Origin of the sequence: Variovorax sp. RO1 (assembly GCF_002849325.1) — a bacterium.
In the GTDB taxonomy this organism is placed as follows: domain Bacteria; phylum Pseudomonadota; class Gammaproteobacteria; order Burkholderiales; family Burkholderiaceae_C; genus Variovorax.
In genome coordinates this window covers 113,223-138,959 of sequence record NZ_PKMT01000009.1, presented here as the reverse complement: position 1 = coordinate 138,959, position 25,737 = coordinate 113,223, and the positions used below count along the sequence as shown (strand labels likewise).

The window sequence follows — 25,737 nt, the reverse complement described above, 5'->3', positions numbered from 1 at the left end:
CTGGCGCAAAAAGCTCAGGCCGGCCGCAGCACGATGCGCGCCTCGAAGCCGCGCGCCATACCGGGCGGCGGCGAGGCCAGCTCCAGCGTCGCGTTGTGCTTCTCGACGATGGTGCCCACGATCGACATGCCCAGGCCGTAGCCGGCGCGGTCCGAGCCGTGGCGCACATGGCGCTGGTGCAGCGACTCCAGCTGCCCGGCGCTGACACCCGGGCCCGCATCGCGCACCACGAGCACGCACGGCGCCGCGACTTCGATCGTCACGCGGCCGTCGCCGCTGTAGCGCAACGCGTTCTCGACGAGGTTGCGCAGCGCGATCGCCAGCGCGTCGACGTCGCCGAAAGCCACGGGCGCCGCGCTGTCGGGCACCTTGAGCTTCAGGCGCTCGTTGATCTGCGGGTCTTGCCAGAACTCCTGCGCCACCGTGCCCGCCAGCTGTACCAGGTCGACCCGCGCCCGCGTGAGCGAGGCGCCCGATTCGGCGCGCGACAGCTGCAGCAGCTTTTCGGCGCGGTGGCTGAGCATCTGCAGCGCCTGCAGCGCGCCTTCGACGTCGGTGCGCTTCAGGTCGTGGTCGAGCGCGGTCTGCAGCCGCAGCCGCGCGGCGGCCAGCGGCGTGCGCAGTTCGTGCGCGGCGTTGGCGGCCAGCGCGCGTTCTACGTCGAGCGACTGCGACAGCCGCTGCAGCAGGCGGTTGACGTGGTCGCCCACCGCGCGCAACTCCTGCGGCAGGCCGGGCAGGGTGATCGGGCGCAGGTCGGCGCCGTTGCGCTTCTCGATCTCGCCGGCGAGCTGTTGCAGCACGCGCAGCTCGGTGCGCGCCACGCGCCGCAGCACCAGCGCCAGCAGCGGCAACACCGCGCCGAGCGGGATGATCAGGCCGAACAGCGTGCGGTTCAGCGCACGGCGGCGTTCGTCGAGCGGGTCGGCCACCTGGAAGTACAGGCCCAGCGTCGGGTGCCGCACGGTGTAGATGCGCCAGGTCTGGTTGTTGGCGAAACCTGCGGCCAGTGGCACGTCGAAGGCGTCGTTGGGCGCCTCGGCCGAGCGCAGCAGCACATGCTCGTGCACGTCGACCACCTGGTACATCACGGCGTCTTCGGAGAACAGCTGCTTGGGCGCGATCAGCGGTGCGTCCTGCGTGCCGTTCTCGTGATGCCGCTTCAGCTTCTCGAGCTCCTGCACCGCCATGTCGAACATGCGGTGCGACACCTCCACCAGCTCGTTGTCGAAGTTGTGGTTGATCTCGCGGTCCACGTACCAGACCACGGCGAACACGCACAGCAGCCACACGCCGCCGACCCACAGGATCAGCGTGCGCGTGAGGCGCCCGGCCAGCGAATCGCGACGATCGCGAAGCAAGGCGCCGCTCATTCCTCGTCGTCCGCCGAGAACGACAGCCGGTAGCCCAGGCCGCGCAGCGTCTGGATGTGGCTGCGCCCGAGCTTGCGCCGCAGCCGGCTGATGAACACCTCGAGCGTGTTGCTGTCGGCCTCGTCGCCGAAGCCGTAGAGCGCATCGGCGAGGTTGTCGCGCGTATGGATGCGCTCGGGCCGCGTGGCCATCACGCGCAGCAGCGCCCATTCCTTCTGCGTGAGCACGACGGGCACGCCGTCCTTGCGCACGCGGTCGTGGGCGAGATCGATCTCCAGCGTGCCCAGCTGCAGCACCGGCGAGGTGTTGGCACTGCGTCGGCGCTCCACGGCGCGCAGCCGCGCGAGCAGTTCGGCGGGGTCGTAGGGCTTGATGAGGTAGTCGTCGGCGCCGGCATCGAGGCCGCGGATGCGGTCGGTGACCTGGTCGCGCGCCGTGAGCACGATGACGATGGGTGGCTCGCGCAGCGCGCGCACCTGCGGCAGCAGCGAGAGGCCGTCGCCGTCGCCCAGGTGCAGGTCGAGCAGCACCGCCGCGTACTGCACCGAGAGCAGCGCGCCGCGCGCTTCGGCCAGGCTGGGGGCCACGTCGACGACGAACGCCTTGGCGACGAGGTAGCTGCAGACCGCGTCTGCCAACGAACTGTCATCTTCGACCAGCAAGATTCGCACGCGGTGGCCCTTACAAAAAACTCGAAGTCTAGCGCCGCCCCTCTGGCGATCGGGTCAGGAATCGTTCAGGTCGCTTCAGACTGGGTTCATCCCGCGTGCGTAGGCTCGCGCCAGTCTGTTCCGAGGCCTGTTTTTCTTCATGACCCGTCGTTCCCCGAACCTCCGTCCCGGAGTCCTGACCTTGCTTGCTCTGGCCTTGTTGATGACCTGGGATGCGCTTGGCGGCGACCTGCCGCTGGCCCGCCTGGCCGGCACGCCGATGGGCTTTCCGTGGCGCGACAACCCTTTCCTGGTCCACGTGATGCACGAGGGCGCCAAGAACCTGAGCTGGCTGCTGCTGATCGGCCTGTTCGCCGCCATCCGCTGGCCCGTGGGCGTGCTGCGGCGCCTGCCCACTGCCGCGCGGGTGCAGCTGGCACTGAGCGTGCTGGCCTCGGTGCTGGCCGTGAGCCTGCTCAAGCACGCGAGCGACACCAGCTGCCCCTGGGATGTGAAGGAGTTCGGCGGCGTGGCGCAGTACGTGTCGCACTGGGCCTGGGGCGTGCGCGACGGCGGACCGGGCGGTTGCTTTCCGGCCGGCCATGCCTCGGCGGCCTTCGCCTTCCTCGGCGGCTACTTCGTGCTGCGGCATGTGGCGCCGCGCGGGGCCATCGTGTGGCTCGGCACGGCGCTGGTCGCCGGCCTCGTGCTGGGCTTGGCGCAGCAGCTGCGCGGCGCGCACTACATGAGCCACACGCTGTGGACCGCGTGGGTCTGCTGGACGGTCGGCTTTGTCATCGAACTGGCGGTGACGCACCGCCGGAAACGTCTTCCCATCGAACGCACCACACGCCTGCATGCAAGCTCTTGATTTCGCCCTGTTCAGCTGGATCAACGCCTCGGCCCACGCGCCGGCGTGGAGCATCCGCTTCGCGGCGTTCGCGTCCGATGTGTTGCCGACGCTGCTGGCACTGTCGATCGCCGCCGCCGCGGCCTTCGACCGCCGCTGGCGCCATGCCTTTTTTACCGCGCTCGTCAGCGTGGTCGTGGTGTGGCTGGTGGTGAACGTGTTCCGTTCGGTGCTGCCGTTCCCGCGCCCCGCGTTCTACGGCCTGGGCATCCAGTGGGTGCCGCAGGGCGCGCGGCCGGGCTTTCCGAGCCTGCACGCGGCCGGCACCTTCGCCGCAGCCTTCTCGCTGTGGTGCCTGCCGTGGCGCACGCCCATGCGGCTGGCGCTCGTGGCCGCGGTGGTGGTGGCCTGGAGCCGGCTGTACCTGGGCCTGCATTTCCCGACCGACGTGACGGCCGCCGCGATCCTGGCGGCGCTGGTCTCGATCGTGGTGGAGCGCGGCATCAGCCGCCCCGCTGGCCGCGTGGTGTCGCGCAGCCCGCGCCTGCGGTTGCTGCGCCGCGCGCGCATCGGCCGAGTCTGAATGCGCTCTGAATGAGGTGTTCAGGCTCTCTTCAGGCACGCTGCCTACATTGGCTGCATGTCTGTTTCGCGTCTCGACTCTGCGCTGCTCGCGCGTGCGCCCCACCGCTCTGATTCCGGCCCCGTGCCGCTGTCGGATGCGGGCGCCGCCGGCACCCTGTGGCAACGCATCGACGGCTGGATCTCGCAGCCGCGCTCGACCCGGCAGGTGATCGTCTGGCTGAGCCTGTACCTCGGCCTCACCGCCAACTGGCCGCTGCTGAACGACCTGGCCCGCCTGGGCGGCGCGCCCAGCACCTACATGCCGACCATCGTCGCGCTGGGACTGCTCACCTTCTGCGGCACCGTCGCGATGCTGTCGCTCACGGCCTGGTCGCGCTGGATGAAGCCGCTGTGGCTGGCCGTTGTCGTGATCGCCGCGGTGGCGCAGCACTACATGCTTCAGTACCGCGTGGTGATGGACCCGAGCATGATCGCGAACGCGTTCCAGACCGACCCCAACGAAGCGCGCGACCTCCTGAGCGGGCGCATGGCCTTCAACGTGCTCGTGGTGGTGCTGCCGGCGGCCTGGGCCCTCTGGCGCGTGCGCATCGTGCCGATGGGGCTGCTGTCGCATGCCTGGCGCAACGCGCTGCTGCTGGTGCTGGCCGCCGTCGTGGCCGTGGGCACGGGCGTGGCCATGAACCGGCAGCTCGCGCCGCTGATGCGCAACAACGTGCACCTGCGCTACATGATGAACCCGATCGCCAGCCTGTACTCGGCGGGCGCCGTGGTGCTCAAGCCGATGTTCAAGCGCAGCAGCAAGCTGATTCCGATCACCGCCGGTACCGCGCTTGGCGCGAGCTACGCGTCGCAGAAGCGGCCGCCGCTGTTCGTCGTGGTGGTGGGCGAGACCGCGCGCGCCGACCACTTCGGCCTGAACGGCTACGCCCGCGACACCACGCCCGAGCTCGCCAAGCGCAACGTGCTGAGCTACCGCGAGGTGCGCTCCTGCGGCACCAACACGCTGGCCTCGGTGCCCTGCATGTTCTCGCCGCTGGGCAAGAGCGGCTACGAGTCGCGCAAGGACGAGTACGAGAACCTCATGGACGTGCTGCAGGCCTCGGGCCTGGCGGTGTTCTGGCTCGACAACCAGGCCGGCTGCAAGGGCGTGTGCGCGCGCGTTCCGAATGCCTCGGCCTTCGACGGACTCGATGCGGCCACCAAGAAGGCGCTGTGCGACGGCGAGGAGTGCCTCGACGACGTGATGCTCAAGGGCCTCGACGAACGCATCACCGCGCTGCCCGCCGAGCGCCGCGCCAAGGGCGTCGTGCTCGTGATGCACCAGATGGGCAGCCACGGCCCGGCCTACTACAAACGCTCGGCCACCGATGTGAAGCGCTTCGCGCCCGAGTGCAAGACCAACGCGCTGGCCGAGTGCGCGCATGCCGAGCTGATGAACGTCTACGACAACTCGATCGCCCAGACCGACCGTTTTCTCGGCCACACCATCGACTGGCTTCAGACGCAGTCGAAGCAGTACGACCCGGCGCTGCTCTACATGAGCGACCACGGCGAGTCACTGGGCGAGTACGGGCTGTTCCTGCACGGCGTGCCGTACAGCTTTGCGCCCGATGCGCAGAAGCACGTGCCCCTGGTCACCTGGTTCGGCGACGGCATGAGCGAGCGCCGCAAGCTTTCGCGCGCGTGCATGGAAGCGGGCCTGGACGCACCGCTCACGCACGACAACCTGTATCACACGGTGCTGGGTTTGATGGACGTGACCACGCCCACCTACAAGCCCGCGCTCGACGCGCTGGCCTCGTGCCGCGGCAAGGCCTGAGAAGGTGTGAACGAACCCGCCATGCCCGCTCATCCCGCCCAGACACGCCCCTCTGCGTTGCAAATGCTCGCCATAGCCAGCTATGGCTGCGCTTTGCGCCTTGATGGGGCGCGCCTGGGCGGGCTGCTCGGCCACGCCGGATTCATTCACACCTTCTGAGCCCGTCGCCGCAGCTTCAGCTTCTTACTTCTTCTCGCGCGGCAACCGGCCCATCAGGAAGAACTCCGGGTTCGGCTGCATGCCGCTGAAGCTGGCCAGCCGGTTGCTCAGGCCGAAGAAGGCCGTGATGGCCGCGATGTCCCAGATGTCTTCGTCGTCGAAGCCGTGCGCGTGCAGCGGCCCGAAGTCGCGGTCGTCGATCTCGTGCGAGCGCTCGCAGACCTTCATCGCAAAGTCGAGCATCGCGCGCTGGCGTTGCGTGATGTCGGCCTTGCGGTAGTTCACCGCCACCTGGTCGGCCACCAGCGGCTTCTTCTCGTAGATGCGCAGCAGCGCGCCGTGCGCCACCACGCAGTACAGGCACTGGTTGGCCGCGCTGGTGACCGTGACGATCATCTCGCGGTCGCCCTTGGTGAGCGAGCCTTCTTCCTTCAGCATCAGCGCATCGTGGTACGCGAAGAACGCGCGCCATTCGGCAGGGCGGCGCGCGAGGCCGAGGAACACGTTGGGCACGAAGCCGGCCTTTTCCTGCACGGCGAGGATCGCGGTGCGGATGTCGTCAGGCAGGTCTTTCAGTTCGGCGAGGGGGTAGCGGGGGGCTGTCATGTCTTTGTCTCCTGGGTGGAATGACAAGATCATAGGCAAGCGGTCGACAGCGTGAGCGCATTGCCTGCGTCGCGGTTGGGGCCGGGCAGTTGTGTTGGCACTCTCGGCCGCGATGCAGACCGGAGAGCCGCGTCAATAAACTGAGTCTTAAGCGGCTTAAGAGTCAGTTTATTGACTATTTCGGCAGACCTGCTGACGGCTCGTCTCGGGTGTCCAACAGCGAGAGATCGCTCTCGTCCTTCAACTCGACACCCGTCAATCCACGCCTTCGGGACTCGCGCACCAGCCACGCCAGCTTGAGGGCCGCGTGCGCGTACGACAGCCCCTCGGGCCGCACGTTCGAAATGCAGTTGCGCTCCGCGTCATGCCGCCCGCGCCGTGGCGCGTGGGTCAGGTAGATGCCGAGGCTGTCGGGGGAGCTGAGGCCCGGGCGTTCGCCGATCAGCATGACGGACAGCCCAGCGCCGACTGCTTCGCCCAGTTCGTCAGCCAGCGCCACGCGCGCCTGGGTGGCGATGAACACGGGCGACAGCCGCGTACCGGGCGGCAGCTGCGGGCGCAGCGCGGCGAGCAACGGCACAGCATGGCGCGCGACGGCCAGCGAGGAGAGGCCGTCGCCGATCACGAGGCAGACGTCGCAGCCGCCCGCCGGCCGTTCATCGCGCAAGCGCGCGGCATCTTCCGCATCGAGCTGGCGGCCGAGGTCGGGGCGGCGCAGGTAGGTGGTGCGGTCGGGGGCGCGGCTGCGCACGCGGTTCACGTCCCACTGGTCGGCGCGAAGTGCGGCATCGAGTGCGTCGACATCGAGTGCCGCATGGATCGCGTCGCGCGCCATCGCGTGGGCCCAGCCGAAGCGCAGCGTCTCGTCGGTGGGCATGCCGGCGCCGGCGCGGCCGAGTGCAAGCCGCGCGGGCGTGGCGGCGCGCCATTGCGCCCAGGGGTTGGGGGTGACCGATGAATCGCTCACGGCGCCAGCGCGGACAGCCCGCCCATGTCGTTCAGCAGCCGGTTGGCCGAGGGCGGTGCGAGCCGCCCGGTGGTGTCGGTGATCTGCATGCGCTGCAGCCAGGCTTCGAACTCGGGCGCGCGTTTGAGGCCCAGCGTCTCGCGCAGGAACAGCGCGTCGTGGAACGAGGTGCTCTGGTAGTTGAGCATCACGTCGTCGGCGCCCGGGATGCCCATGATGAAGTTGATGCCCGCGGTGCCCAGCAGCACGAGCAGCGTGTCCATGTCGTCCTGGTCGGCCTCGGCGTGGTTGGTGTAGCAGATGTCGCAGCCGATCGGCAGGCCCATCAGCTTGCCACTGAAATGGTCTTCGAGGCCGGCGCGAATGATCTGCTTGCCGTCATACAAATACTCCGGGCCGATGAAGCCGACGACCGTGTTGATGAGCAGTGGCTGGTAGCGCCGCGCGAGCGCGTAGGCGCGCACCTCGCAGGTCTGCTGGTCGACGCCGAAGTTGGCGTTGGCCGAGAGCGCGCTGCCCTGGCCGGTCTCGAAGTACATGAGGTTGTTGCCGACGGTGCCGCGCGCGAGCGATTGGGCTGCGGCATGGGCTTCGTCGAGCAGCGCGGGTGTCACGCCGAACGACAGGTTGGCCTGCTCGGTGCCGGCGATCGACTGGAACACGAGGTCGACCGGCGCGCCGGCCTCGGCGAGCTTCAGCGTGTTGGTCACATGCGTGAGCACGCAGCTTTGCGTGGGGATCTCGAAGCGCTGGATCACCTCGTCGAGCATGTGCAGCAGGCGCCCGAGCACCGGCAGGCTGTCGGACACGGGGTTGATGCCGATCACCGCGTCACCCGCGCCGTAAAGCAGGCCGTCGAGCGTGGAGGCGGCCACGCCGCGCAGGTCGTCGGTCGGGTGGTTGGGTTGCAGGCGCACGGCCAGGTGGCCGGGCAGGCCGATGGTGTCGCGAAAGCGCGTGACCACGTGGCACTTCTTTGCGACCGCGACCAGGTCCTGGTTGCGCATGAGCTTGGACACGGCCGCGACCATCTCGGGCGTGAGGCCCGGTGCCAGTGCGGCGAGTGCCTCTGTGGTGGCCTGCTCGGACAGCAGCCAGTTGCGGAAGTCGCCGACCGTGAGGTGTGCGACCGGCGCGAAGGCCTGCGCGTCGTGCGTGTCGATGATGAGCCGCGTGATGTTGTCCTGCTCGTAGGGAATCAGCGCTTCGGTGAGGAACTGCTTGAGCGGCGTGTCGGCCAGCACATGGCGCGCCGCCATGCGCTGCTGCGCGGTGGCGGCGCCGAGGCCCGCGAGGTAATCGCCCGAGCGCGCGGGGCTGGCGCAGGCGAGCACCTGTCGCAGATCGTCGAACGCGAACACTTGGCCGGCAATGGTGGTGCGGTAGCGCATCGTGTCGTGGGATTTTTTTCAGGGCGTGGACGACAGCATCTCGTCCGGCGCGGCGGCGTCACGCTGCGCCGAGGTGAGCAGGAAGTAGCCGTAGGCCGCCGCCATCAGCACGAGGAAGAGCACCGTGAGCATGGTGTTGAACCAGACCATCGCGCCCAGGCACACCAGGCCGAGGCCGAGCGCCATGGCCGGAAACACGGGGTAGAAGGGCGCGCGGTAGGTGCGCAGCAGGTTCGGTTCGGTGCGGCGCAGCTTGAACAGCGCGGCCATCGAAATCAGGTACATCACGATCGCGCCGAGCACGGCCATCGTGACGATGTTGGCGGTGAGCGTCTGGCCGCCGAACTGCACCCATGTGTCGCTGAAGATGGCGACGATGCCCACCACGCCGCCGGCCAGCAGTGCGCGGTGCGGCGTGTCGAAGCGCGGGCTCAGGCCGGCGAAATAGCGCGGCAGGTAGCCGGCGCGGGCGAGCGCAAAGATCTGGCGCGAGTAGCCCATGAGGATGCCGTGGAACGAAGCGATCAGCCCGAACAGGCCGATCCACACCAGCATGTGCAGCCAGCCGCTGTCGCCGCCCACCACCGCCTTCATGGCCTGTGGCAGCGGGTCGTTGATGTTCGCGAGCTGGCGCCAGTCGCCCACGCCGCCTGCGAAGATCATCACGCCGAAGGCCAGCAGCACCAGTGTGACGATGCCGGTGGTGTAGGCCAGCGGAATCGTGCGGTGCGGATCGCGCGCCTCTTCGGCCGCCATGGCAGCGCCTTCGATCGCCAGGAAGAACCAGATCGCGAATGGGATCGACGCGAAGATGCCCGATACCGCCGCGCCGTTCAGCACGTTGCCGCCGGCCCATCCGTTTGCCACGAAGTTCGCCATCGACCAGCCCGGTGCGACCACGCCCATGAACACCAGCAGCTCGAAGATCGCGAGCACGGTGACGAACAGCTCGAAGGCGGCCGCAATGCCGATGCCGATCCAGTTCAACCCGATGAAGATCACGTACGCGCTCACCGCGAACCACTTCGGATTGATGCCCGGGAACTGCACGTTGAGGTAGGCGCCGATCGCCAGCGCGATGGCCGGCGGCGCGAAGACGAATTCGATCAGCGTCGCGAAGCCCGCCACGAAACCGCCGCGCGGCCCGAAGGCGCGCCGCGCATAGGCGAAGGGGCCGCCCGCGTGCGGGATGGCGGTCGAGAGCTCGGTGAAGCTGAAGATGAAGGTCGTGTACATCGTCGCCACCAGCACCGTAGCGACCAGGAAGCCGAGCGTGCCGGCCGTGTTCCAGCCGTAGCTCCAACCAAAGTACTCACCCGAAATGACGAGGCCGACGGCAATGCCCCACAACTGGATGGGGCCGAGGACTTTCTTGAGATGGCCGGTGCCGGCGACGGGGGCCGGCGAGGCGTCGTTGGAGCGCATGGGGGCTTCCTCTCTTTGTGGATGGTGACAGTGCGTCTGTCCCAAAGCAAGGGCCGTTCCATCGGATACATCGGCGTACAGGCGGCTTCACGGGGGCTGTCCATAATCGGCAGCTTTTCAACCACCGAGGTGTTTCGTGAAGTCATTTGTCTGTGCCGCGCTCGTGTCCGTCTTTGCCATCCCCGCAGCCTTTGCGCAATCTGCCGCCGTCACCACGCCCAGCGGCCTGATCTACCAGTCGCTCAAGGAAGGCGCCGGCGCATCGCCCGCCGCCACCGACGTGGTCAAGGTCCACTACCGCGGCACTTTCCCCGACACCGGCAAGGAGTTCGACAGCTCGTACAAGCGCGGTGAACCCACCGAGTTCCCGCTCAACGGTGTGATCCCATGCTGGACCGAAGGCGTGCAGAAGATGAAGCCGGGTGGCAAGGCCAAGCTGACCTGCCCGCCGTCGATCGCGTATGGCGCGCGCGGTGCGGGCGGTGTGATTCCGCCGAATGCGACGTTGAATTTCGAAGTCGAGCTGGTGTCGGTTACGAAGAAATAGGGGTCGCGGCCGGTCGGGGCCGGCCTGGGCAATGGGCGGTGCGTGCAGTCCATCACGCTGCCCGCTTCGCAATAGTTGCCCGATTCTTTCCTCTCGTTCTTTGCGCACATGGGCCTCCCACAATCCGCCGCCTGACTCCTGATCCACAGGAGCGGCTTCTGGGAGGAACACATGTCCGCATTCAATGCTGCGCCGACGCGCACGCTTCAAATCAATAGCACCGCCACCCTGGTGTTTCTGGGCCGCGTGGTGCCCTCATGTGCGGTCGGATTTGTCGAGGTGCACCATGAGCGCTAAACAAATCATCGAGGACCACGACAAGTGGCGAAAGGGCGCGGGCGGTGCGCCGGCGGGTCTTTCCGGCCAGAGCGACGGCAATGCTTACGCTGGCCTCGACCTCAACCTGATCACCTTCTCGTCCAGCACCTTCAGTGGCAGCAGCTTCACATCGACCACGTTTCAAGACGCCGTCTGGAGCATGTGTCAGTTCAGCGGTTGCTCCTTCAACCAGTGCGACATGGCGCGGATCGCGATCAGCGGATGCACCTTCGTCGACTGCACTTTCACCGCGTCGCAGTTGAAGGCCAGCACGCTCAGCGATTGCACCTTCACCGGGTGCAACTGGACCGCGTTGAACTTCGATGCGAGCCAGTGGTCGGGTTTGAAGTTGCTCGACTGCAGAGGCACGCAGGTGAGCGCGACCGGCCTGCAGGGCGAGCAGGTCGACTTCACGGGCAGTCAGTTTGAAGACATGCAACTGACCCACGCGCGAATCAACTGAGGCTGCGAGATGCAGCCGCTTTCGCTCACCCCGGCTGGTACTGGTACAGCCAGGTCTCCGTCAACGTCTGATCCCCGTTCTTCAGGTATAGCCGCATGTCGACCGGCTCCGTGCCTTCGGGCGTGAAGTCGAACTGCGCGCGCCAGTGGCCCGGCACGCCGTTGGGCACGGCCTCGGCGAAGACATAAGAGAACTTGCCGCGCGGCGCGGTGAGCACCAGTTCGGGCTTCACGCCGAAGGGCACCGTGGTGAGTGGTTGCCCGACGAACTCCACCATGAACTTGCGCACGCCCTGCGGGCGCGGTTGGCCCGGCTGGCCGCCGCGGCCGATGCGCGTAGCCACGCAGCGCGCGAGAGGTGACGGAAAGGGCTCCTGGTCGGTCCAGTGCAGCCGGTACTGCAGGCTGTAGCTCGACCCGGCCTTGGCATCGGCCTTGGGCACCCAGAAGGCGACGGTGTTGTCGTGGATCTCGTCGTCGGTCGGGATCTCGATGAGCTGCACCGAGCCTTCGCCCCAGTCGCCCAGCGGTTCGATCCACAGGCTGGGGCGCTTCTCGTAGTTGACGCCGTCCTGGTAGTGGTCGAAGTTGCGGTCGCGCTGCAGCAGGCCGAAGCCGCGCGGCCGGGTGTCGGCGAACGCGGAGGCGCGGGTCTGCGTGGGGTTGTTGAGCGGGCGCCAGATGCGCTCGCCCGCGCCGTTCCAGATCGCGAGGCCGTCGGAGTCGTGCACTTCGGGGCGCCAGTCGATGGCGGTGGGCTTGATCGTTTCCGAATACCAGTACATCGACGTGAGCGGCACCAGACCCAGGCGCGACACGTCGCGGCGCAGGAACACGCGCGCGTCGATGTCCATGATCACGGCCTTGCCGCGCTGCATGATGAACTTGAACACGCCCGTGACGCTCGGCCCTTCGAGCAGCGCGTAGACGGTCATCGAGGTGGTGTTGCCTGCGGCGGGTGTCTCGAAATAGAAGCGCGTGAAGTTCGGAAACTCCTCGGGCTTGTCGGGCACCGCGACGTCGAGCGCAATGCCGCGCGCCGACAGGCCGTACTGGTAGAGCTCGCCGATGGCGCGGAAGTACGAGGCGCCGAGAAAGGCGACCCAGTCGTTCTTCTGCCAGTCGAGCTTGCCCTGGTCGCCCAGGCGGCTTTCCTGCAGGCGAAAGCCCGCGAAGCCGGCGCCTTCGGGCAGCGCGCGCGCGGGGCTGTCGGGGGGCATCGAAAAGTACGAAGGGCTGTAGAGCACTTCGCGCGCAAAGCTGTCGCCGCCGGCCGACTCCAGCACGTGCATGCGCACCGGTGTCTGGAAGAAGCGGCCGAGGTGAAAGAAGGTGACCGGAAACGCGCCGGGCCCGTCGCGGAAGAGGGCGTTGGCGGGGTCGAAGCGGATTTTTCCGTGCGCGTCGTAGTCGATGCGCTCCAGCACCTGCGGCGCCAGCGGCGCGCCGGCGTTGTAGGGGCGGGCGGCGAGGCGCTTGGCCTGCGCGACGAGCGAATCGAAAGAGAAGGGCGCCGGCTGACTCAGTTGCAGGCCGTTGGCGGCCAGCGCCTCTTCGGGCAGTCCCAGGGCGGCGAGTGCGGCGGCGGCACTGCCGGCGGCGAGGAAGGATCGGCGATCAAGCATGGGTTCTTGAGGGGCGGCGAAAGCCTTTGAAGGGGAAGGGAAAAGAAAGAGCCAAGGGGCGACGGGGAAAAACGTCAAGCATGCCCCGAACCACAGGGTACGGCGCGTCAGCCATTCCGCGCAAACGGGGCCGGACAAGGCCCCGCGTTGTGTTGCGGCAGCGGGTGCCGACCAGGCTCTTTTCGCGGCGTCGCCGGGTATTCTCGCGCCATCGAAAGTGCCTGGAGACCACGGACATGTACACGGAACAAGGCGGCGAAGGCCCGGACCTGCTGGTGCTGCTGCACGGCATGGGCGCCACAGGCGCGGTGTGGTCGCCGCTGTGCGCGCAGGCCGGCGCGCGATGGCGTGGTCGTTGGCTGGCGCTCGACCTGCCCGGGCACGGTGCATCGGACCGGCAGGCTTCGTATGCCATCGGCCAGCACGCCGCGACCGTGGCGCGTGCGGTGCTGCCGCATCTGCAGCCCGAAGGCCGGCTTGTGGTGCTCGGGCATTCGCTGGGCGGTGTGATCGGCCTTGCGCTGGCGACCGGATGGTTCGGCGTCGCGCCGCACGCGGTGTTCGCAGCCGGCATCAAGGTCGCGTGGAGCGATGACGAGGTCCGCCGCATGGAGACGCTGGCGACGCAGCCCGCCAAGCGATTCGCGACAGAAGAAGAGGCGCGGGACCGCTACCTCAAGGTCTCTGGCCTGGCAGCGATCGTCGGTGCGACGGCGCCCGTCGTGGCGCGCGGCGTCGCGCAAGATTCCGAGGGCTGGCGCCTCGCGATGGACCCGCGTGCCAATGCCGTGGGCAAGCCGCCGCTGTCTGAACTGGTGGGATTGGCGCGCTGCCCGATCCACCTCGGCCAAGGCCGCCACGATGCGCTGGTCACCCTCGAGCAGACCCGCGCCCTCGACCCCGAAGCCCGCGACCTGGGCGCGCACGGCCATAACGTGATGGTCGAGGCGCCCGCTGCGGTGTGGGATTGGGTGGTTTCGCTCAGCTGAGCCGGTCGTCGGCCCGGCGGATCGGCACGGTCACCCGCACCTCGGCGGCGCGCGCCCGCAGTTGGCCGCAGCCACCGTCGACGTCCTGGCCGGCCGAGTAGCGCAGCTTCGTGAGGATGCCGCGCTCGTGCAGCGTGCGGGCCATCTGCTCGCAGCGCTCGCGTGACGGGCGGCCGAAGTCCACGCCCTCCACCGTGTTGAACGGGATCATGTTCAGCACGCCGTACTTGCCGGAGAGCAGCCGCACGATGCCCTCGACTTCTTCGGGCCCGTCGTTCACGCCTTCGAGCAGTGTCCACTGGTACTGGATCGGGTAGCCGGTGGCGCGGGCGTAGTGCTCGCCCGCGTCGATGAGGGCTTCGGGCGTCAGGTTGGGTGCGCGCGGAAGAAGCTTGCGGCGCAGCGCCGCATCGGTCGTGTGCAACGAGAGCGCCAGCGCGGGCCGCACACGCGCCTGCAGCAGCCGCTCGAACACGCGCGCATCGCCGACGGTGGAGAACACCAGGTTCTTGTGGCCGATGTTGCCGACCGTGCCGAGCAGCTCGATGGCCTCGATCACGTTGTCCAGGTTGTGCGCCGGTTCGCCCATGCCCATGAACACCACCTTGCGCACCGGCCGGCGCAGGCGCGCGAGCGCCACCTGGGCAATGATCTCGGCGCTTTCGACCTGGCGCAGCAGGCCGTCGCGGCCCGTCATGCAGAACTGGCACCCGACGGCACAGCCGACCTGCGACGAGACGCACAGGCCGTCGCGCGGCAGCAGCACGCTTTCCACCGTTTGGCCGTCGGCCAGCGCAACGAGCAGTCGCTCGGAGCCATCGGCACCGGGGTGAATCGCATGGATGCGCGCCAGGCCCGCGAGCTCGGCTTCGATGGCCGGCAGGGCCTCCATCAGCGACGACGGAAAGAACGTGGCCGGCAGGCGCCGGCCGCTGTTGCGCGGCAGCGCATGCGACCACAGTCGCAGGATGCGCTGCTCGTGGCTCGGGCCGGCCCCGGCCTCGCGGAGTCGTCGTTTCAGTTCGTGGATTCGCATGCGCGGCGTGGGGCAGAAGGGCTCGGGAGCGCCGATTGTGCACGGCGGACGTGCGAAGGCGCAGCGCGCCGGGGGGCGGAACGCTGCGCCTGCATGTGCGCGCAAGAAGCGAAAGGGAAGGGGCCGTCGCCAGCCCCCCGTCCTGGATCAGCCCAGCAGGCCGTGCAGGATGTTCGTCACGGGCGCCAGCGTGGCGCCGGTGCCGTTGTGGTCGAGCAGGCTGGTGATCGGGGCCACGACCTCGCACACCGCATGTTCGACGGTGTTCACCACCTCTGCGAGCACCGGCGCGACCGCTGTGCCTGCGCCGGCCAGGATGTCGGTCGCGGGCGCCGTGGCGCCGGATGCGGCCTGCGTGGCTTCGGCCGCGACGGGCTCGGCGGCATCGGCCGCATGGCCGAGCACCGACGACACCGGCGCCAGGATGTCCGCGGCCGGGCCCGAGCCTCCCAGCAGGCCGCCAAGCAGGCTGCCGACGAGACCGTCTTCGCCGACGATGCCACCGAGCAGGCCGCCTTCGCCGCCACCGAGGACACCGCCCAGCAGGCCGTCATCACCGAGCACGCCACCGAGGAGGCCGCCTTCATCGCCGCCGAGGACGCCGCCCAGCAGACCGTCGTCACCCAGTACGCCGCCGAGCAGACCACCGTCACCGCCGAGGACGCCACCCAGGAGGCCGTCGTCACCCAACACGCCGCCGAGCAGGCCGCCGTCACCGCCGAGAACGCCACCCAGCAGGCCGTCATCGCCCAACACGCCGCCGAGCAGGCCGCCGTCACCGCCGAGAACGCCACCCAGCAGGCCGTCATCGCCCAACACGCCGCCGAGCAAGTCCCCGTCGCCACCGAGGACGCCGCCCAGGAGGCCGTCGTCGCCGAGCACACCGCCGAGCAAGCCACCGTCGCCGCCGCCGAGCAGACTGCCCAGAAGGCCTTCGTCACCCAACAAGCCGCCGAGCAGACCACCGTCGCCGCCGAGAACGCCGCCCAGGAGGCCGTCGTCACCCAGGACGCCACCAAGCAGACCACCGTCGCCACCGAGCACACCGCCCAGCAGTCCGTCGTCACCCAGCAAGCCGCCGAGCAAGCCATCGTCACCCAGCACACCGCCGAGCAGGCCACCACCGTCGCCGCCCAGGACGCCATTCAACAGACCGCCGACCGGGCCTTCAGCACCGAGGATGCCGTCGTCACCCAGCACACCGCCCAGCAGCCCGTCGCCAGCGAGGACGCCACCCAGGAGCCCGTCATCGCCCAGCAAGCCACCGAGCAGCCCGTCTTCGCCGCCAAGCAGGCCGGCCACCGGGGTTGCGCTCAGCAGGGCGCCGACCGCGCCGTCGGGGCCGAGCAGGTTGTCCACGAGCCCGTCGCAGCCGAGCAGTCCGCCGGTGAGGCCTTCGCTGCCGAGCAGGCCGGACAGTGCGCCGTCGCCGCCGAGCACGCCGCCCAGGATGCCTTCGTCACCGAGGAGGCCGTTGGCCAAGCCGCCATCGCCCAGCACGCCGCCGAGCAGACCGCCTTCACCACCGAGGACGCCACCCAGCAAGCCGTCGTCGCCCAGCACACCGCCAAGCAAGCCGCCTTCGCCACCGAGGACACCGCCCAGCAGGCCGTCATCGCCCAGCACACCGCCGAGCAAACCACCTTCGCCACCGAGGACGCCGCCCAGCAGACCGTCGTCACCCAGCACGCCGCCCAGCAAGCCGCCTTCGCCACCGAGGACGCCACCCAGCAATCCGTTGTCACCCAGCACGCCACCAAGCAGACCACCGTCGCCTCCGAGGACACCACCCAGCAGGCCGTCGTCACCGAGCACACCGCCAAGCAGTCCGCCTTCACCACCGAGGACACCGCCCAGCAGGCCGTCGTCACCCAGCACGCCACCCAGCAGCCCGTCATCCCCCAGCAGCTGCCCGATCAATCCGTCTTCACCAAGCACGCTGCCCAGCAGGCTGCCATCACCCAAGAGCCCTTCGAGCACCTGTCCGACGACGCCGTCGGTGCCGAGCAGGTCATCCACCAGACCGTCCAGGCCCAGCGGAACGGTGACGCCGGCCAGCAGGCCTTCGCTGCCCAGCACGTTCTCGAGCGCGTTGCCCAGCGCGTCGGTCAGGTAGTCGACCTGGCCGATCAGCGAGCCGACGAGGGCGTCGGTCAGGCCTTCACCGAGCAGGCCGTCGACCACGGGGGCCACCACGCCGCCCACGTGAATGGCAATGTCTTCGACCACGTTGTCCACGGGCTCGAATTCGTTCGGATCGTTGGGCGTGAACTCTTCGCCGGTGACCGGCGAGAGCAGGTCGTCGACGAGGTCGGTGAGGCCGTCGGCGACGGGCATCAGCGAGGCCAGCGTGCCCGACGAACCGGAGGCGCCGCGCACGTTGGCCGCACCGCCGCCCAGGCCGAGCGCGTTGTCGAGGGCGCCCAGCAGCCCCCCGGCGAGACCGTCGCCCGGATCGAGCAGGTGGTCGCCATCGGCGTCGGCGTCAGCGTCGGCATCCGCGTCGGCATCTGCATCCGAATCGGCGTCCGAGTCTGCGTCGGCGTCCGAATCGGCATCAGCATCGGCGTCTGCATCCGAATCTGAATCGGCATCCGCATCGGCGTCCGAATCGGCATCGGCATCGCTGTCACCGATGCCCGACACGAACAGCGGGAAGCCGCCGCCGTCACCGCCGCCACCACCGCCGAGCGCAGCGGCGAGGCCGACGGCGCCCAGCGCGCCGAGCGCGAATTCGCCCAGGCCGATGCCGCTGCCGGCCGCGGTCTTCTTGCTGACCGCGAGGGCTGCGGCTTCCGCGTCGCTGTCGGGCGAGGTCACATCGAGGTTGCCCGAGGCCACGTCGACGTTCACCTGCTCCAGGCCGCTGGACAGCTTGGTCGAGGTGATGGTGGCGTCGGTGCCGCTCGCGAACACGCCGGCCAGCGGCGCCTTGTTGGTGGCCGAGCCGGGGAAGAGCACGTTGGCCTGGCCGCCGTCAGGAACGATCACGCGATCGCCCGCAATGAGGTTCTGGTTGCCGTCCACCGGCAGGCGCACTCCGTCGCGCATGACGACGGTGCCGGGCGTGGCATTGGACAGCGTGCCCAGGCTGGACGGCCCGGCGGGCGCGGCCATGGGGGCGCTGGCGCCGACGGGGCCCAGGGGCGTGACGCTGGCCTGCGCAAGCACCACGGGAGCACCGCTTTCGGCGGCTGCGGGGATCGAAGCGATCGGCGATACGGTGGTGGTCATGCGGCCTCCTCGTCAAATAAATGACTACAGAGGGCAACATGCGTGCCGCCTTTGCTTTCAGCGTTCAGCGCCTGCCAGAAAACGCCGTATCTCGTTGATTCAAAACGATTTTTGTGCGAGAGACCCTGTCAGCCCCGCGGTGCAAAACGGGCAGCTGTCGCCACTCGTTACGTAACACGGCGCAATTTTTTGCCGGAACGTCGGCGACGTTCGGCGGTGCTCAGTTGCGCAGCCGTGCCTGCAGGCTTTTCAGGTTCGCCAGCCACGCGAGGTAGTCCTCGTCGTCCTCGCCCAACTCGGCCCAGGTGTCGTGCCCGTCGGCATCGGGATCGTCGAGGATGGCCTGCAGGGCGTCGGCAGCGGCATGGCGCAAGTCGGCGGGTGGCGCGGCCTTGCCGACGCACCAGTCGACGGCGTCCGGGTGCACGTCGGCACTGCCTTGGCCGGCGAGCAGCGCCAGCACTTCGGCAGCGGCGACGGTGCCTTCCGTCGATCCGGACGCCACGGTCTCGCGGATGAACGCGAGCGCGTCGTCGGCCTCTTGCAGCTCAGCCAGCCAATCGAGTGCCTCGTCGTTGCCGAAGCCTGCGGTGGACCATGTACCCATTAGTTTGACTCCCGTATGTGGCGCGGCCACGTTGCAGATGCGGTGATGCTAGCGGCACGAATTTCGTGATCGCAGCCGCTCTCAGAATTCGTCAGAATGGCAAACGACGCTTCCAATTAGCATGGCCGCGCCTTCGACAGGGAGGCGTGATCTTTCAGTCCGTGAGCCGCCGGAAACCCCTCCTTTGGGCCGGCATTGCGGCGATGTCCTTCCAGGACATGCCGCGATCACGACCGATCTGCCGTGCAGTGCCAACGCAAGCAGATGTCGGGCCGCATACCTATTCACATGTCCACGGTTTCAGGGAGAGATTCAGCATGTCATTCGTTTTTTCGTCGTTCACCGATCACCTGGGCGCGCTGCCGCCCGAACGCTCGCGCCATGGTGATGCCTTGCGCGCACGCGTGCAGCAACAGGTGCAGGCGCCGCTGCATGCCGACCTGTCGGCCTTCGCCTTCCTGCCCGACCAGGCCGACCACCCCGACCACGAAGACGCACCGCAGGTGTTCGCGCAAGCGGTCGAGCAGATGTACCTGCCCAAGCCCTGGCTGGGTGACGAGATCCCGCTGTTCTTTCTTGGCTATCACGCAATGAACCGGCTCAGCGGCAAGCGCACGTCGCAAGGGCTGTTGCTGACCGACCAGGCGGTGTACGTGCAGGACGACTTCACCGTGCTGTCGGCCGCGCCGCCGCCGGCCCAAGGCCATGCCTTGCCCGCGCGCGCGGACGACGCGCCTACGTTCGTCTCGACGCTGCTCGCGCGCTACAAGGCATGGAAAGACTGGTCGGGTGTGGCCGACGAACCCGAGCCGGTGCTGCTCAAGCGCTGCGGCGAACTGCTGGCGCCAGCGGTCGCGGCGGTGGTCGCGTACCACGCGGAAAACGGCAGCCAGCGGCAGGCGCAGCAGCGCGTGTGGACGCTGGCCGAGCTGGTGGCCGACTACGACGCGGCCGACACCTTGCTCGACCCCGCCAACCCGAAGCTGGCCAAGAAGCTGGGCAAGGTGAGCGACAAGTTCCAGATCTCCGCGGGCGAGACGCTGCAGTTCGCGCTGGCCGACTTTCCGCTGTTCGGCGGCCCCTACGGCGTGGCGCTCACGGCGCAGGCGCTGTACGGCAAGGACCTGATGGAGTCGCCGCTGCGCATCGCGCTGGAGCGCGTGGAGGCGCGCTCGCTGCAGATCGGGGAGAAGGGCGACCAGATGCTGACCGGTTCGACGCCACCGATGGCGCTGCCCGCCCACATGAAGGAAGCGCTGCGCGCGCCGTTCCTCGCGTTCCTGCAGCAGGAAGTCGTGCGACTGCAATCGCGGGCCTGAGCGGCTTCAACAACTTCATCAACTCTGGGGGGATTCCATGGGGTTCAAGGACACGCTCGCGCACTCGATGCTCGACAACGACAAGCTGAAGTTCGACGCCGCCGCACCGGCGCTTTCCGCGCAGGAGCAATGGCTGGTCACGCTGAGCACGCCGCTGTCGGCCTTCAATGGCGACGTCGTGAATGCCGTGCTCACCGGCAGGGACAACGACACCCTGCGCGAAGGCGTCGCACAGGTGTGGAACGTGACCGACCGCGCGAGCTTCGAGCAGACCGCGCGCTGGCTGACCGAAGAAGGGCAGCGCGCCAAGTACCTGCCGTCGTGGAAGGCCATCGGCGCGATCGATGCGGCAGTGCAATCCACGCCGGGCGTGCTGCGCCTGGTCATGGACGCGTGGTTTCCTGCGTTCTTCCAGATCAAGGCGCGCGAGCACCTGGACATGCGTGCGCTGTCCGCGCAGACCGGGCACTCGAACGCCGAGCTGGGCCAGTTGATGACGGGCAGCCAGAGCTGGGTCAAGGCTTTGCGCAAGCACTTCGGCGTGGCGCCGGAATAGCTGACGAGCCTCGTGGCCTGGGATGCAGTGCGACTGGCCAACCTGTCGCGCTGGGCGGTGCAGCTGGGTTACATCGATCGCGCGGAGTTCACGGGCTTCGCGGGCGGCCTCGAATCGCAGGTGCGTGCGGCCTATGCCGACTGGTCGCAGGTGAGCGCGGCATACATCGCGGGCGGCCTGATCTGGCAGTACGCCGATGCGCGCGAAGAGCACCTGCTGCGCACCAACCGCCTGCTGCTGAGCGACGCGCGCAGCCCTTGGCGCAGCGTGCCCTTTGCCTGAGCCGGCAAAGACGCGTCAGTCCTTCGCGCGCAGCGCGTACACCGCATAGATCGGCACGCCGAGAAAGAACAGCACCATCGGCGCGAACAGCGTGTAGGGCCAGCCGATGCCTTCCATCACGCGGTAGGTGCCGTCCAGCTGCAGGCGCGGATGCGGCCGCGTGAGGTCGTCGTAGCGGCGCAGGCCCCACTGGAACTCCGCACCCGTCGCGCGCACCGACGGGTGCTGGCGCGCGCGGCCCACGGCCAGCCAGCACATCGCATCGAAGGCCAGCACCGAACCCGCAGGCGCACGCTCGCCGAAGGTGACGAGCACGGCGTTCACCTGCTCGGGCGTGAGGTACATCAGCACGCCCTCGGTGAACAGGAAGACCGGCTGCGCGTGGCGCTTGCGCGGCAGGCCGAGCTGCTCCCACCAATCAGGCGCCGTCAGGTCGAGTTCGCGCACGTCGTGGCGCGGATGGGTGTCGGGCAGCAGCTCGCGGCGCAGGTCGAGCACCTCGGGCAGGTCGGCGTCGGTCATGCGCGACTTGCCGTCGTCCAGCCATTGGAAGTAGTGGCTCAGGCCGCAGCCCATGTTCACGACGCGCGCGCCCGGGTTCGCCTTGAGGAAGTCTTGCGCCAGGCTGCGAAAGCGTCGCGTGCGCGCGAGGATGCCGAAGATAGTCGTGCGGTCGTCGGGCAGGGCGTGGTCGTCGTCGCGGATCTGCTCGAGGATGCCGGCGGCGTAGGCGTCGCGCACGGCCATCTGCGGAAAGAGCGCATCGCCCGAGGCCCGCGCGGCCAGCGGAATCCGCAAGGTGGACGGCACGGCCGAGAGCTTGCGCGCGGGTTTGCCGGTGGTCATGGAGGCGGGAACAGGGCCATGCGCAAAGTCTGGCCGGTCCCGCGCGTGCGGGCAAGTCAGTCTTTGGTGTTGCCCGCAGGCGGGCGCTGGCGCGCGAGGTGGCGGTACACGGTGCTGCGGTGCACGCCGAGCCGGCGGGCCGCGCGCGCCACGTCGTGGTCGCAGGCCCGCAGCGCTTCGTCGATGGCGTGACGCGTGATGGTTTGCAGGGGCGCGTTGGGTTGCGACGCTGTGGCTTCGCTGAAGTCGGCGATGGGCCCGGCGTCGTGCAGGTGCGCGGGCAGCGCATCGGCGGTCACCGCATCGCCCGGGTCGGCCAGCGCGACGAGCGCACGCAGCACGCTGCGCAGCTCGCGCACGTTGCCGGGCCAGCGGTAGGCGGCCAGGCGTTCGAGTGCATCGTTCTCCAGGCACAGGTGCTTGGCGGCGCCGCCCGATTCGAGAAACAGCCGCGCGATCAGCGCGCGCCGGTCGGCGCGCTCGTGCAGCGCGGGCAGGGCGACGGTGAAGCCGGCGACGCGGTACATCAGGTCGGCGCGAAAGCGCCCGGCCTCGACCAGCGCGGGCAGGCCGGCGTGCGTGGCGCAGACCAAATCGAAATCGACCGCCACGCCCTGGCCACCGCCCAGCGGCGTGACCACGCGGCCTTCGAGCACGCGCAGCAGGCGGGTCTGCAGCGCGAGCGGAATCTCGGCGATCTCGTCGAGGAAGAGCACGCCGCCGTGCGCCTCGCGGATGCGGCCCGGCATGCCCTTGCGGCGCGCGCCGGTGAAGGCGCCTTCTTCGTAACCGAACAGCTCGGCCTCGATCAGCGTCTCGGGCAGCGAGGCGCAATCGACTGCCACGAACGGGCCCGCGCTGCGGCGGCTGGCGGCGTGCAGGCGGCGCGAGAACACCTCCTTGCCGCTGCCGGTCTCGCCGTTCACCAGCACCGGCACGCCTTCGTTGAGCACGCGCACGGCGCGCGCCAGCAGCGGGCGCACGACGTCGTCGTTGTCGATCGGAGCGGTGTTTGCGGCCATCGCTTGCCGCGCGCCGCTGCGGCCCGCGCCGCTGTTCGCCGTGCCCGTGCGCTCCATGACCGTCGCGATCTGCCGTCCGCCCGGCAGCGTGAGCAGGCTGCGCCGGTGTTCCATGCGCGGCCATTGCGCGCCGAGGAATTCTTCGGCATCGAGGTCGAGCAGACCCTCCCACGAGCGGCCGAACAGGTCGAGCGCCACGCGGTTGGCCGCGACGATGCGCCCGCCCTCGATCACCATCAGGCCTTCTCGCGCCGTGCCGATCAGCGCGGGCCGTGCATGGAAGCGCAGCACATGGCCCGAGGCCTCGGCCAGCAGCATGCGGTGCTCAACTTGTTGTGCCGCCATGCGCACGAGGCCGAGCGCGTGGTGGTTCACGCGCGCGGTCTCGCCCGAGATGTCGAGCGCGCCGGCCAGCTCGCCGCGTCCGCTGAAGATGGGCGCCGCCGCGCAGCCCAGCCGGCCGTTCTGCGCCAGGTAGTGCTCGCCGCCCAGCACCATCAGCGCCACACGCTCGGCCAGCGCGGTGCCGATGGCGTTGGTGCCGCGGTGGCTCTCCGACCATTCCACGCCGGGCTGCAGCGCCACGCGCTGGGCCTTGGGCAGGAAGTCGGGGCTGCCGATTTCTTCGAGGATCAGGCCGGTCGCGTCCGACAGCGCGACGATGCAGCCATTGCCCACCGCATGCTCGGCGAGCCCGTCGAGCTCGGGCTGCGCGCAGCTGAGCAGGCGCATCGCCTGCTCGCGGCGTTCGTTGAGCAGCGACGGCGCCATCGGCGTGGGGTCGATGCATTGCGGATCGACCGGCCGGCTGCGCTGCCACGAGCGCGAGATGTGCGGCGCGATCCACGGCGCCGGGTCGCGGCCCTGCGCAAAGAACAGCTCGCGGGCCTGCGCGACGCTGACGGATGGCACTGACGCTTCACTCATCTTGCGGAACTCCGATGACAGGGGTTGCCGGCGATTCGCCTTGTGCGACATCGTAGTCGCCGTATTCGCGCAAACATGTCGCAGATTGCGAATGGAAACCCTCTGCGCAGGCCGCGCTCCTCTGGCGCGGGGCTTGGGGATTGTCCCGATCCGCGCAGGTATGCCGCTTGCGGTACCTGTGCGGGCCGCCGCATGTCGCGGTGCCGCCTGTTCACACCTTACCCAACGGAGACAACCCATGGACATGCTCGAACCGGGCAAATTCGGTACCGCAGTGCCTTTCAAGGCGCGCTACGGCAACTACATCGGCGGCGAATGGGTCGCGCCGGTGGAGAACCAGTATTTCGGCAACATCACGCCCGTCACCGGCAAGGTCTTCTGCGAAGTGCCGCGCTCCAGCGCCGCCGACATCGACCGCGCGCTCGACGCCGCCCACAAGGCCAAGGCCGCCTGGGGCCGCACCTCGACCACCGAGCGCGCCAACATCCTGAACCGCATCGCCGACCGCATGCAGGAAAACCTGGCCATGCTGGCCGCCGCCGAGACCTGGGACAACGGCAAGCCGATTCGCGAGACCATGGCCGCCGACCTGCCGCTGGCCATCGACCACTTCCGCTACTTCGCCTCGTGCATCCGCTCGCAGGAAGGCGGCATCAGCGAGATCGACCACGAGACCTTCGCGTACCACTTTCATGAGCCCATCGGCGTGGTCGGACAGATCATTCCGTGGAACTTCCCGATCCTCATGGCCGTGTGGAAGCTCGCGCCCGCGCTGGCGGCCGGCAATTGCGTGGTGCTGAAACCGGCCGAGCAGACGCCGGTGTCGATCCTGGTGCTGATGGAGGTCATCGGCGACCTGCTGCCGCCGGGCGTGCTCAACGTGGTCAACGGCTTCGGCGTGGAAGCGGGCAAGCCGCTGGCGTCGAGCAACCGCATCGGCAAGATCGCCTTCACCGGCGAAACCACCACCGGCCGGCTGATCTCGCAGTACGCGAGCCAGAACCTCATTCCGGTCACGCTGGAGCTGGGCGGCAAGTCGCCCAACGTCTTCTTTGCCGACGTGATGGAGCGCGACGACGCCTTCTTCGACAAGGCGCTCGAAGGCTTCACGATGTTTGCGCTGAACCAGGGCGAGGTCTGCACCTGCCCGAGCCGCGCGCTGATTCAGGAATCGATCTACGACCGCTTCATGGAGCGCGCACTGAAGCGCGTGGCCGCGATCAAGCAGGGCAGCCCGCTCGACGCGGCCACCATGATCGGCGCGCAGGCCTCGAGCGAACAGCTGGAAAAAATCCTGTCGTACCTCGACATCGGCCGGCAGGAGGGCGCGCAGGTGCTGATCGGCGGTGAGCGCCAGCAGCTCGAAGGCGATCTGGCCGACGGCTATTACGTGAAGCCGACCGTGTTCCGCGGCCACAACAAGATGCGCATCTTCCAGGAGGAAATCTTCGGGCCCGTGGTGTCGGTCACCACCTTCAAGGACGAGGAAGAAGCACTGTCCATTGCCAACGACACGCTCTACGGCCTGGGCGCCGGCGTGTGGAGCCGCGACATGAACCGCGCCTTCCGCATGGGCCGCGGCATCCAGGCCGGCCGCGTGTGGACCAACTGCTACCACCAGTACCCGGCGCATGCGGCCTTTGGCGGCTACAAGCAGTCGGGCATCGGGCGCGAGAACCACAAGATGATGCTCGACCACTACCAGCAGACCAAGAACCTGCTCGTGAGCTACAGCGAGAACAAGCTGGGCTTCTTCTGATGACCGGCGAGGTCCTGCGCGTCACCGCGACCGATGCGGCCCTTGCGCTCATCGACGACCTCGCCGCCAGGCACGGCCCGCTGATGTTCCATCAGTCGGGCGGCTGCTGCGACGGCAGCGCGCCCATGTGCTACGCGCAGGGCGAGTTCATCGTGGGCGACTACGACCGGCTGCTGGGCCACATCGGCGGCATGCCGTTCTACATCAGCGGGCCGCAGTTCGAGTACTGGCAGCACACGCAGCTGACCATCGACGTGGTGCCGGGGCGCGGCGGCATGTTCTCGCTGGAAGGGCCGCTGGGCGTGCGCTTTCTGACGCGCTCGCGGCTGTTCACTGATGCGGAGTGGACGGTGCTCGAGGCCGAGGCTGCGGAGTAGGGCCTC

General features: G+C 68.7%; 23 protein-coding genes. 11 read left to right on the top strand and 12 right to left on the bottom strand.

Annotation, left to right across the window (positions count from 1 at the left end; translation table 11 throughout):
- Window positions 1-14: 14 nt before the first annotated feature.
- A complete protein-coding gene (locus tag CY658_RS30285; RefSeq protein ID WP_101493690.1) occupies window positions 15-1,373 on the bottom strand; it encodes a sensor histidine kinase in 1,359 nt (452 codons plus the stop codon).
- Window positions 1,370-2,044: a response regulator gene (locus CY658_RS30280; RefSeq protein ID WP_062474437.1), complete on the bottom strand. Its 675-nt coding sequence runs from the start codon at window positions 2,042-2,044 to the stop codon at window positions 1,370-1,372. The genes CY658_RS30285 and CY658_RS30280 overlap by 4 nt, the downstream gene beginning before the upstream one ends.
- 139 nt (window positions 2,045-2,183) lie before the next feature.
- Here CY658_RS30280 and CY658_RS30275 point away from each other — a divergent pair, with 139 nt between their 5' ends.
- From CY658_RS30275 to CY658_RS30265, 3 genes are read left to right on the top strand one after another with little or no spacing between them, the layout of a single operon-like run.
- A complete protein-coding gene (locus tag CY658_RS30275) occupies window positions 2,184-2,894 on the top strand; it encodes a phosphatase PAP2 family protein (protein WP_101493689.1) in 711 nt (236 codons plus the stop codon).
- Window positions 2,881-3,456 carry a phosphatase PAP2 family protein gene (locus tag CY658_RS30270; protein WP_101493688.1) on the top strand — a complete coding sequence of 192 codons (576 nt, stop codon included), beginning with the start codon at window positions 2,881-2,883 and terminating at the stop codon, window positions 3,454-3,456. Before CY658_RS30275 ends, CY658_RS30270 begins: the two co-directional genes overlap by 14 nt.
- A 57-nt stretch (window positions 3,457-3,513) precedes the next feature.
- Entirely contained in the window at window positions 3,514-5,277 is a 1,764-nt protein-coding gene (locus tag CY658_RS30265; RefSeq protein WP_101493687.1) for a phosphoethanolamine transferase, read from the top strand.
- A gap of 183 nt (window positions 5,278-5,460) precedes the next feature.
- Here CY658_RS30265 and CY658_RS30260 read toward each other — a convergent pair whose 3' ends face one another.
- The 4 genes from CY658_RS30260 to eat all read right to left on the bottom strand — a co-directional run bounded on the left by CY658_RS30260 (window position 5,461) and on the right by eat (window position 9,825).
- A complete protein-coding gene (locus CY658_RS30260) occupies window positions 5,461-6,042 on the bottom strand; it encodes a peroxidase-related enzyme (RefSeq protein WP_101493686.1) in 582 nt (193 codons plus the stop codon).
- A gap of 175 nt (window positions 6,043-6,217) precedes the next feature.
- Window positions 6,218-7,009: an ethanolamine ammonia-lyase subunit EutC gene (gene eutC, locus CY658_RS30255; RefSeq protein ID WP_101493685.1), complete on the bottom strand. Its 792-nt coding sequence runs from the start codon at window positions 7,007-7,009 to the stop codon at window positions 6,218-6,220.
- Window positions 7,006-8,400: an ethanolamine ammonia-lyase subunit EutB gene (locus CY658_RS30250; protein WP_101493684.1), complete on the bottom strand. Its 1,395-nt coding sequence runs from the start codon at window positions 8,398-8,400 to the stop codon at window positions 7,006-7,008. Before CY658_RS30250 ends, eutC begins: the two co-directional genes overlap by 4 nt.
- Before the next feature lie 18 nt (window positions 8,401-8,418).
- The gene (gene eat, locus CY658_RS30245; protein WP_101493683.1) at window positions 8,419-9,825 is read right to left on the bottom strand and encodes an ethanolamine permease; all 1,407 of its coding nucleotides are present in this window, start codon (window positions 9,823-9,825) and stop codon (window positions 8,419-8,421) included.
- A gap of 136 nt (window positions 9,826-9,961) precedes the next feature.
- On the opposite strand from eat, the gene CY658_RS30240 reads away from it, so the two are divergent.
- A complete protein-coding gene (locus CY658_RS30240) occupies window positions 9,962-10,372 on the top strand; it encodes an FKBP-type peptidyl-prolyl cis-trans isomerase (RefSeq protein ID WP_101493682.1) in 411 nt (136 codons plus the stop codon).
- A 286-nt stretch (window positions 10,373-10,658) separates the two neighbouring features.
- Window positions 10,659-11,153, top strand: a complete 495-nt coding sequence (locus tag CY658_RS30235) for a pentapeptide repeat-containing protein (protein ID WP_101493681.1) — start codon at window positions 10,659-10,661, stop codon at window positions 11,151-11,153.
- A gap of 25 nt (window positions 11,154-11,178) precedes the next feature.
- Here CY658_RS30235 and CY658_RS30230 read toward each other — a convergent pair whose 3' ends face one another.
- On the bottom strand, window positions 11,179-12,777 hold the full coding sequence (locus tag CY658_RS30230; protein WP_101493680.1) for a glucan biosynthesis protein: 1,599 nt from the start codon (window positions 12,775-12,777) through the stop codon (window positions 11,179-11,181).
- Window positions 12,778-13,013: 236 nt separating this feature from the next.
- Between CY658_RS30230 and CY658_RS30225 the strand changes: the two genes are divergently transcribed.
- Window positions 13,014-13,766 carry an alpha/beta fold hydrolase gene (locus tag CY658_RS30225; RefSeq protein WP_101493679.1) on the top strand — a complete coding sequence of 251 codons (753 nt, stop codon included), beginning with the start codon at window positions 13,014-13,016 and terminating at the stop codon, window positions 13,764-13,766.
- On the opposite strand, the gene CY658_RS30220 is transcribed toward CY658_RS30225, so the two are convergent.
- The 3 genes from CY658_RS30220 to CY658_RS30210 all read right to left on the bottom strand — a co-directional run bounded on the left by CY658_RS30220 (window position 13,759) and on the right by CY658_RS30210 (window position 18,643).
- Window positions 13,759-14,802 carry an RNA methyltransferase gene (locus CY658_RS30220; RefSeq protein ID WP_101493678.1) on the bottom strand — a complete coding sequence of 348 codons (1,044 nt, stop codon included), beginning with the start codon at window positions 14,800-14,802 and terminating at the stop codon, window positions 13,759-13,761. The genes CY658_RS30225 and CY658_RS30220 overlap by 8 nt on opposite strands.
- 147 nt (window positions 14,803-14,949) lie before the next feature.
- Entirely contained in the window at window positions 14,950-18,036 is a 3,087-nt protein-coding gene (locus tag CY658_RS30215; protein WP_101493677.1) for a hypothetical protein, read from the bottom strand.
- Between the two features lie 220 nt (window positions 18,037-18,256).
- The gene (locus CY658_RS30210; protein ID WP_101493676.1) at window positions 18,257-18,643 is read right to left on the bottom strand and encodes a DUF4259 domain-containing protein; all 387 of its coding nucleotides are present in this window, start codon (window positions 18,641-18,643) and stop codon (window positions 18,257-18,259) included.
- A gap of 317 nt (window positions 18,644-18,960) precedes the next feature.
- On the opposite strand from CY658_RS30210, the gene CY658_RS30205 reads away from it, so the two are divergent.
- Genes CY658_RS30205 through CY658_RS30195 form a run of 3 tightly spaced genes read left to right on the top strand, consistent with a single transcriptional unit; the run spans window position 18,961 to window position 20,800 of the window.
- Window positions 18,961-19,962, top strand: coding sequence for a hypothetical protein (locus CY658_RS30205; protein WP_101493675.1), 1,002 nt, complete (start codon window positions 18,961-18,963; stop codon window positions 19,960-19,962).
- A gap of 37 nt (window positions 19,963-19,999) precedes the next feature.
- Window positions 20,000-20,518, top strand: coding sequence for a hypothetical protein (locus CY658_RS30200; RefSeq protein ID WP_101493674.1), 519 nt, complete (start codon window positions 20,000-20,002; stop codon window positions 20,516-20,518).
- Between the two features lie 12 nt (window positions 20,519-20,530).
- Complete coding sequence (locus tag CY658_RS30195; RefSeq protein WP_180839087.1) at window positions 20,531-20,800, top strand: DUF1266 domain-containing protein; 270 nt, start codon at window positions 20,531-20,533, stop codon at window positions 20,798-20,800.
- Between the two features lie 15 nt (window positions 20,801-20,815).
- Here CY658_RS30195 and CY658_RS30190 read toward each other — a convergent pair whose 3' ends face one another.
- Together CY658_RS30190 and CY658_RS30185 are read right to left on the bottom strand one after the other, a co-directional pair.
- A complete protein-coding gene (locus tag CY658_RS30190; protein WP_180839086.1) occupies window positions 20,816-21,646 on the bottom strand; it encodes a class I SAM-dependent methyltransferase in 831 nt (276 codons plus the stop codon).
- A 56-nt stretch (window positions 21,647-21,702) separates the two neighbouring features.
- Complete coding sequence (locus CY658_RS30185; RefSeq protein WP_101493775.1) at window positions 21,703-23,595, bottom strand: sigma-54-dependent Fis family transcriptional regulator; 1,893 nt, start codon at window positions 23,593-23,595, stop codon at window positions 21,703-21,705.
- Between the two features lie 238 nt (window positions 23,596-23,833).
- Here CY658_RS30185 and adh point away from each other — a divergent pair, with 238 nt between their 5' ends.
- On the top strand, window positions 23,834-25,354 hold the full coding sequence (gene adh, locus CY658_RS30180; RefSeq protein ID WP_101493672.1) for an aldehyde dehydrogenase: 1,521 nt from the start codon (window positions 23,834-23,836) through the stop codon (window positions 25,352-25,354).
- Window positions 25,354-25,731, top strand: coding sequence for a DUF779 domain-containing protein (locus tag CY658_RS30175; protein ID WP_101493671.1), 378 nt, complete (start codon window positions 25,354-25,356; stop codon window positions 25,729-25,731). Before adh ends, CY658_RS30175 begins: the two co-directional genes overlap by 1 nt.
- Window positions 25,732-25,737 lie beyond the last annotated feature (6 nt).

What these genes read in the sequence shown, in the direction of transcription:
- CY658_RS30285 (WP_101493690.1), bottom strand. Translation starts at nt 1,373, where the DNA reads ATGAGCGGCGCCTTGCTTCGCGATCGTCGCGATTCGCTGGCCGGGCGC.
- CY658_RS30275 (WP_101493689.1), top strand. Translation starts at nt 2,184, where the DNA reads ATGACCCGTCGTTCCCCGAACCTCCGTCCCGGAGTCCTGACCTTGCTT.
- CY658_RS30270 (WP_101493688.1), top strand. Translation starts at nt 2,881, where the DNA reads ATGCAAGCTCTTGATTTCGCCCTGTTCAGCTGGATCAACGCCTCGGCC.
- CY658_RS30265 (WP_101493687.1), top strand. Translation starts at nt 3,514, where the DNA reads ATGTCTGTTTCGCGTCTCGACTCTGCGCTGCTCGCGCGTGCGCCCCAC.
- CY658_RS30260 (WP_101493686.1), bottom strand. Translation starts at nt 6,042, where the DNA reads ATGACAGCCCCCCGCTACCCCCTCGCCGAACTGAAAGACCTGCCTGAC.
- CY658_RS30250 (WP_101493684.1), bottom strand. Translation starts at nt 8,400, where the DNA reads ATGCGCTACCGCACCACCATTGCCGGCCAAGTGTTCGCGTTCGACGAT.
- eat (WP_101493683.1), bottom strand. Translation starts at nt 9,825, where the DNA reads ATGCGCTCCAACGACGCCTCGCCGGCCCCCGTCGCCGGCACCGGCCAT.
- CY658_RS30235 (WP_101493681.1), top strand. Translation starts at nt 10,659, where the DNA reads ATGAGCGCTAAACAAATCATCGAGGACCACGACAAGTGGCGAAAGGGC.
- CY658_RS30230 (WP_101493680.1), bottom strand. Translation starts at nt 12,777, where the DNA reads ATGCTTGATCGCCGATCCTTCCTCGCCGCCGGCAGTGCCGCCGCCGCA.
- CY658_RS30225 (WP_101493679.1), top strand. Translation starts at nt 13,014, where the DNA reads ATGTACACGGAACAAGGCGGCGAAGGCCCGGACCTGCTGGTGCTGCTG.
- CY658_RS30220 (WP_101493678.1), bottom strand. Translation starts at nt 14,802, where the DNA reads ATGCGAATCCACGAACTGAAACGACGACTCCGCGAGGCCGGGGCCGGC.
- CY658_RS30215 (WP_101493677.1), bottom strand. Translation starts at nt 18,036, where the DNA reads ATGACCACCACCGTATCGCCGATCGCTTCGATCCCCGCAGCCGCCGAA.
- CY658_RS30210 (WP_101493676.1), bottom strand. Translation starts at nt 18,643, where the DNA reads ATGGGTACATGGTCCACCGCAGGCTTCGGCAACGACGAGGCACTCGAT.
- CY658_RS30205 (WP_101493675.1), top strand. Translation starts at nt 18,961, where the DNA reads ATGTCATTCGTTTTTTCGTCGTTCACCGATCACCTGGGCGCGCTGCCG.
- CY658_RS30200 (WP_101493674.1), top strand. Translation starts at nt 20,000, where the DNA reads ATGGGGTTCAAGGACACGCTCGCGCACTCGATGCTCGACAACGACAAG.
- CY658_RS30190 (WP_180839086.1), bottom strand. Translation starts at nt 21,646, where the DNA reads ATGACCACCGGCAAACCCGCGCGCAAGCTCTCGGCCGTGCCGTCCACC.
- CY658_RS30185 (WP_101493775.1), bottom strand. Translation starts at nt 23,595, where the DNA reads ATGAGTGAAGCGTCAGTGCCATCCGTCAGCGTCGCGCAGGCCCGCGAG.
- adh (WP_101493672.1), top strand. Translation starts at nt 23,834, where the DNA reads ATGGACATGCTCGAACCGGGCAAATTCGGTACCGCAGTGCCTTTCAAG.
- CY658_RS30175 (WP_101493671.1), top strand. Translation starts at nt 25,354, where the DNA reads ATGACCGGCGAGGTCCTGCGCGTCACCGCGACCGATGCGGCCCTTGCG.